Annotated in this window: 7 protein-coding genes; 6 read left to right on the forward strand and 1 reads right to left on the reverse strand. The window is 52.1% G+C overall.

What is annotated here, in order from left to right; translation table 11 throughout:
• Positions 1 to 25: 25 nt before the first annotated feature.
• The 4 genes from phnE (at position 26) to ACT3XD_RS17165 (ending at position 4,249) form a co-directional block, all read left to right on the forward strand.
• Positions 26 to 841, forward strand: a complete 816-nt coding sequence (phnE, locus tag ACT3XD_RS17150) for a phosphonate ABC transporter, permease protein PhnE (RefSeq protein ID WP_192539361.1) — start codon at positions 26 to 28, stop codon at positions 839 to 841.
• 53 nt (positions 842 to 894) lie between these two features.
• Positions 895 to 1,524 (forward strand): histidine phosphatase family protein, encoded by a 630-nt coding sequence (locus ACT3XD_RS17155; protein ID WP_192539360.1) that lies wholly within the window; start codon positions 895 to 897, stop codon positions 1,522 to 1,524.
• A 208-nt stretch (positions 1,525 to 1,732) separates the two neighbouring features.
• Complete coding sequence (locus ACT3XD_RS17160) at positions 1,733 to 2,218, forward strand: C40 family peptidase (protein ID WP_192539359.1); 486 nt, start codon at positions 1,733 to 1,735, stop codon at positions 2,216 to 2,218.
• Positions 2,219 to 2,476: 258 nt separating this feature from the next.
• Positions 2,477 to 4,249 (forward strand): putative bifunctional diguanylate cyclase/phosphodiesterase, encoded by a 1,773-nt coding sequence (locus ACT3XD_RS17165; protein ID WP_192539358.1) that lies wholly within the window; start codon positions 2,477 to 2,479, stop codon positions 4,247 to 4,249.
• Between the two features lie 9 nt (positions 4,250 to 4,258).
• On the opposite strand, the gene ACT3XD_RS17170 is transcribed toward ACT3XD_RS17165, so the two are convergent.
• Entirely contained in the window at positions 4,259 to 4,840 is a 582-nt protein-coding gene (locus ACT3XD_RS17170) for a putative metalloprotease CJM1_0395 family protein (RefSeq protein ID WP_192539357.1), read from the reverse strand.
• A gap of 127 nt (positions 4,841 to 4,967) precedes the next feature.
• On the opposite strand from ACT3XD_RS17170, the gene ACT3XD_RS17175 reads away from it, so the two are divergent.
• On the forward strand, positions 4,968 to 5,195 hold the full coding sequence (locus ACT3XD_RS17175; RefSeq protein WP_192539379.1) for a DUF2835 family protein: 228 nt from the start codon (positions 4,968 to 4,970) through the stop codon (positions 5,193 to 5,195).
• Between the two features lie 526 nt (positions 5,196 to 5,721).
• A partial coding sequence (locus tag ACT3XD_RS17180) for an antibiotic biosynthesis monooxygenase (protein WP_444280619.1) occupies positions 5,722 to 6,267 on the forward strand: 546 nt, incomplete at its 3' end.

Below are 6,267 nucleotides of genomic sequence, written 5' to 3' on the forward strand. Positions count from 1 at the left end.
GGCTGGGTAATTTTGGAGAACTGATATGCCTGTTTCGACTTCCTCACACGGGATACCTGTCTGGCGGCTGCGTACCACGCGCGCCCAGTGGCTGCAGTTTGGCGCATGGCTTTTGGGAATCAGCCTGTTCCTGCTTTGCTGGAAGGTGATTTCCGATAATACGATGTGGGTGTTTGTGGAAGACGCCGGACGCCAGGGGAGCGATCTTCTCAGCCGGATGATGCCGCCCAAGTGGGAGTATGCCAGCATCCTCTGGAAACCCATGTGGGACACTCTCAATATCGCCACGCTCGGCACGGCGCTGGGGATTGTGATGGCCTTTCCCGTGGCGTTTCTCGCCGCGCGCAACACAACGCCTCATCCACTGGTGCGTAGCCTGGCGCTGATGGTGATTGTCTCATCACGCTCTATCAATTCGCTGATTTGGGCAATGCTTTTGGTCACCATTCTGGGGCCGGGCGTTTTGGCCGGCATTATTGCCATTGCGCTACGTTCGATCGGTTTTGTGGGCAAGCTGCTTTATGAGGCCATTGAAGAAATTCACCCCACGCCCGTTGAAGCGATCAGCGCGACCGGCGCCAGCCGTTTGCAGATCATGAACTACGGCGTTCTACCCCAGGTCATGCCAGCGTTTGCGGGTATCAGCGTTTATCGTTGGGATATCAATATTCGTGAATCCACGGTGCTGGGGCTGGTCGGCGCTGGCGGTATCGGCTTACAGCTCAACGCGTCGATCAACACCCTCGCCTGGAACCAGGTCAGCGTCATTTTTGTGATGATCTTCGCGACGGTGCTGGTTTCCGAGTGGATATCCGCGCGCGTGCGCCATGCGATTATTTAAAGCGGTTTGATGACAAGTCTCTACATGACATGTACCAAATGAAGGAACCCAGGATGCGTTTTCCTGATGCAAGCGTTACGACGATTGATTTATTGCGCCACGGTGAGCCCGTGGGCGGGCGTATGTTGCGCGGCACCACCGACCATCCGCTAAGTGAAACCGGCTGGCAACAGGTCACCGATGCCGTAATGCGCCATACCGTTGACGGCAGGCCGCCCTATGATGCGGTAGTGACGTCACCGTTAATGCGTTGCCGTGAGTTTGCGCTGTGGCTGGGTGAAGAGTTTGAGCTGCCGGTCCAGATCGAGGATGACCTTGCTGAGCTGCATCTGGGAAAGTGGGAAGGTAAAAACCATACGGAGGTATTCAGCGAGGAGGGCACAGCCCCGATGAGCGCCTTCTGGAATAGCCCGGCGACGGTTTCACCACCGCAAGGCGAAGCCATTGACGCCTTTGATCACCGGCTGGCTGAAGTATGGCGCAATCTATTGGCCAATCCGCCCGGCAAGCATGTGCTGGTCGTGGCCCACCTGTTTGTCTGCAACGGCCTGCTGCGCCAGGTACTGGAGCAGCCGTTGGGGCGCGTATTGGCGATGGATTTGCCCTACGCTGCAATGAGCCGTGTGCGCCATGAAAAGCATGCGCTGGGTGAAACCAGTTTTATTGAGTGGATTGGGCGCTAGGTTCTGCCTGAAAAGTGCCTACGCTCGACAATACGGCGTTAAAAATCGGCTCAGAATACTCATTTACAACCTGTAAACTCCGTTTCTTCGCCGATTTTTGCCTTGTCTTGCCTTCGCTCGCCAAATTTTCAGATAGAACCTAGTTACGCTTGGCGGCACCATAAGGTTTGCGCCATGATAAGAGGCGTTGCCACAAGGAGAGTCGCCAATGCCCGTCACGTTGGGAAAACTTACGTTCGTTTTGATGTTGTTAATGTGGCTTTCAGGCTGTGCCAGCCGTGGCACTGACATCACTCAGCTCCCGCCTTCAGGGTCTCAGGAAGGTCTCTCCATGGAGCGTGTATTGATCCTGGCGCATGCGCAGCAGGCTATCGGCACGCCGTATCGTTTTGGCGGCAATACCCCCGATGGCCTGGATTGTTCAGGTCTGGTGGAACTGGCCTATCGCGCCGCCGGTATGCGTGTACCGCGCACCGCTGATGAACAGTTTCGGGCCCTTCCCACGGCCGACACGCCCAAACCCGGCGACCTGCTGTTTTTTGGCGAGCGCAGCAAGGCAACCCATGTGGGCATTTATCGTGGCAATCGACAAATGATTCATGCCCCTGGCAGTGGCCGCGCGGTGGTCAGTGTTCCCCTGGATATCGACTATTGGCAGCAGCGCTTTTTAGGCGCGGCTACGCTTGCGCCTTGACACTCCTGCTATTTTTTAACGTAGCCTCCCTGCCTGTTGCGGTCTAGATTGTCTAGTAGGTGAGGCCGTTTTTTTAATTAACTTTTCTGAGCCTAATAAAGTAGTCTTGATGTATAAAAACATCTAATAAGGTCTAGAGCACGAGACTGATCGACGGTGGTAGTATGTCGTATAACCTTCAATAAAAAGTGCGTAAACGGCAGTAAAAAAGCCGCTTGGCAGCACGCGCTTTAAATGCGCAAGGACCAAGGAGCAATAATGTATCCGCCTACCGACGTGCCGCAAAAGACGCCTTTTCAGCGCCAGGTGGACGCTATACCGGTTAAGAGTGCGCACGGGCATTGCTCACCTGCCGACACCACTTTTGTGTTTGCCAACGAAGCGATCATTATTACCGATAAAGATAATCGGGTGATTGACGTTAATCCTGCCTTTTGCGAACTCACCGGGCTAACGCTTGAAGAGGCCAGTAACAAAACGCCGGAAGCCTTTAGTATTTTGCCGCTAGATGATAGCCGCAGAATGCCATTGGTACACGAAGAGCTTAGGCTGCGAGATCGTAGTAAGCACCAGGTGAGTTATCGAAGTCATGACGGACAGTATTATCCTGGCATGATGTCGATTAACCGAGTTCACGATGACCAGGGGCGCATTGATCATCACGTCATTGTGTTGACAGATTTATCGACCATTCCTTCCCATGCGCGGCATTTAAACCGGGAGGTTTATTTCGATGCGTTGACCGGCCTGCCGAATTTGCAGCTGCTAACCCAATTGATCCAAGAATCAATTCTGCATGCCGATCAAAAGCAGCTGCCGCTTGCCATCTGCTCACTGGATATTGATTTTTTCCAAACGATCAATGAGCGTTTGGGCGCCCAAATGGGGGATATTTTACTCTCCTCATTTGCTCAGCGTATCAGTCATCTGCTGTTTGGCGACGATGTGTTGGCCCGCGTAGGGGGGGATGAGTTTGTCCTGCTGCTACACCACGGCGTGGATAATATATTTTTTGAAAAGCTGCTAGCGGCTATTCGCCAACCCATCGTGATTGAGGGGCAGAGCATTTATCTGACGGTCAGCCTGGGAGTTACGCTTTATCCTCGTGACCATGTACAGGGAGATATATTGCTGCGCCACGCCAATCAGGCCATGTACCGTGCCAAGCAGCGCGGGCGTGATACCTACCACTTCTTTGATCCTGACCAGGACCGTTTACTCCAGGTACGCCACGAACAGCGTCAGCGCTTTATTGACGCGCTTAACCGCGATGAGCTGCGCCTGTATTTCCAGCCCCAGGTGGATATGCGTAGCGGTCAGGTTATTGGCGTTGAGGCCCTTATTCGTTGGCAGCATCCTGAGCAAGGATTGCTGGCACCTGGGCAGTTTCTTTCCACGATTGATACCACGTCGCTCGAAATAGATTTAGGTGAGTGGGTGTTGACGCAGGCACTTAATCAACTCACTCAGTGGCAAGCGCAGGGTATTTCGATAACTATCAGTGTGAACATCAGTCCAACGCACCTGCTGATTAGCGATTTTAGTCAACGGTTAGGCGAGTTATTAAAACGCTATTCACATGTGCCGCCTAAAATGTTGAAGCTAGAAGTGCTGGAAAGTGCCGCGATGCACGATATTACCGCAGCACTTAAGAATATAGCCTGCTGTCAGTCATTGGGGGTAGGGTTTGCCATCGACGATTTTGGCACAGGCTTTTCATCGCTAACCCATTTACGCCAGTTGCCGGTGGATTTGATCAAAATTGATCGTAGCTTTGTACGCGATATGCTCACTGATCCAAACGACATGGCGATTGTGGAAAGCGTAATTTATATGGCCAATCGCTTTGACCGAGCCATGCTGGCGGAAGGGGTAGAAACATTGGATCACGCCAAAGCGCTGATGAAATTAGGCTGTTTTCTGGCCCAAGGATTTGGAATCGCCAGGCCCATGCCCGCAGAGGCAATACCCGCTTGGCTTATCCAATGGCCGAATCAAACCGACTGGCAGGCGCTGACGCGTCTTTCGTAAGCGGGCATATTAAGCCGCTTGGCCGGCAGCCATTTCAGGCTCGGGGCCACGCGCTTTGTTCATGTCACTCTGTTGCTGTGCGGCCTCAAGCTTGGCTTCCAATAAATACTGACGGGCTTGGGAGGCGACCTGCAAATCTTTGGGTGATGGATCGGCAGGTGCCAGCGCAGCCGCAATGACAGTCTGCATCTTTTCTATTGTTGCCTGGGGATTGCCTGGAACGGGGCCATAATCGATAGGCACTTCACCTGCCACGGCGTAGCGTTTCCCATCGGGGCCTATTTCATATTCGTAAGTGGCGCCGCCGGTATAGGGGCCGCCCGTGATCTGATGGGCCATTTCGTGTTGTCGAACATCACGGTCCGTCTGTTTTAACTGCTCAAGCAGCTGAATCTCTTCAGGCGCCAAAGGCGTCCCGTCGGCACGGGTCGGGCCTGCGGTAACCTCGCTGTCAGCTTTGTTCGTTGCACCTTCTTGGATCGCAGATTTGTCGGTCGCGTTTTGGGTATCGTCAGCCGGGGGCGATACGCGACTAGAAACCGTAGTGTACGCCACTGAAGCCGGAGAAGAAGCACTGATAGTGGATTCCATAAGCAGTTACCGACGCCTGAGCTATTACGTTATTATAGGGTTGAGTTACTATAGCCTATCCGCGAGCGATTAAAAGCGTGCAAGCGCGTATGCCTTGCTGCAACATCTTATTTTGATTAGTACTGCCATGCCTTCCATTGACGTTGTTCTCCACCTGAGCCCTGATGAATGTTTAGCCCACTATGAAGGGCGCATCGCCCATGTGCGGGCGCGAAGCGTCGATGGGCGCTGGGTGGTTTTTCCTGCCGAGGCCATACGACGCATTGTGGGTCAGAATGGTATTCATGGTATTTTCCGTCTTATATTTTCAAGTGAAGGGCGCTTTATGAGTATTCAGCCTCTTGAAAGAGGTTAAGCGTAGTTGGTTTTTGTTGTCGCTATCAGCCACACGACAGCACCGCAGGGAATGGCGATAGGTTATCTTTGCACCATTTTAGTGCTTAAGAGCGCAGTGCAAAAATGTATCCTTGAAAAATATAGTATTTGAAATACAGTACTTGAAACACAGTACTTGAAATACAGTGTCGGAAACAGAGTATCGGAAATAGGGTATTGAAATTTTGGTATCGGAATTTTAGTGCCTAAAAATAGTAACGAAAATTATAGCGTTTAAGAATATCGTCTCTAACAGCCTTTTTAATCCTCTGATGTCTTTCTGCTCTTTTATCCGCAAAATTTCACGTTACTTGCTTAGCGGTATTACTAAATAAGTATTAGTCGTTACTAGTAATTTCTTCGTATGTAAATAGTTAGTACATGGCCTGCAGATTGCCTTTATAATACGCCCATCATTGATGCCATGAACACTTTCAGGCTTACCCGCCTGTCAGTTTGCAGCCAGCTTACCCGGCATTGGCTGTGGCGCTATTAGGAGATATACCATGTCTGCCTCACCTGTCACCCTCATGGTGGCTCGGCGCGTTGCCAGCGGCCGCTATCATGATTTTAATCGATGGCTAAACGAAGGCCGTGAGCTGGCGGCTGATTTTCCCGGTTATTTGGGATCGGGCGTACTTGCTCCGCCCAGCCATGATGATGAATATCAAATCATTTTTCGTTTCAGCAGCAGCAAAACACTGCATGCTTGGGAGCATTCTGCTTCACGCAGCGCTTGGCTAGTGCGTGGTAAAGGGCTTTATGATGCTCCTCATGAGCACCGCGCCACGGGGTTAGACGCTTGGTTTCAAACAGCTTCAGGCCACACGCCACCCCGGTGGAAGCAGGCCGTGGCCGTGTGGTTGGCGTTTTTCCCCATCTCGCTGCTCTTTCAGTGGATATTTGGCGGTGTATTAAGCGACTGGGCGCTAGTTCCCAGGGTGCTGGCGAGTACCCTGATGTTAACGCCGGTGATGGTGTTTGTGTTTATTCCACTTTCTACCCGGCTTTTATCGCCCTGGCTTCAAGGAGCGTGGTCGCTGTCAGATATT

Source organism: Halomonas sp. AOP7-B1-5 (genome assembly GCF_052353045.1).
Taxonomy (GTDB): Bacteria; Pseudomonadota; Gammaproteobacteria; order Pseudomonadales; family Halomonadaceae; genus Vreelandella; species Vreelandella colorata.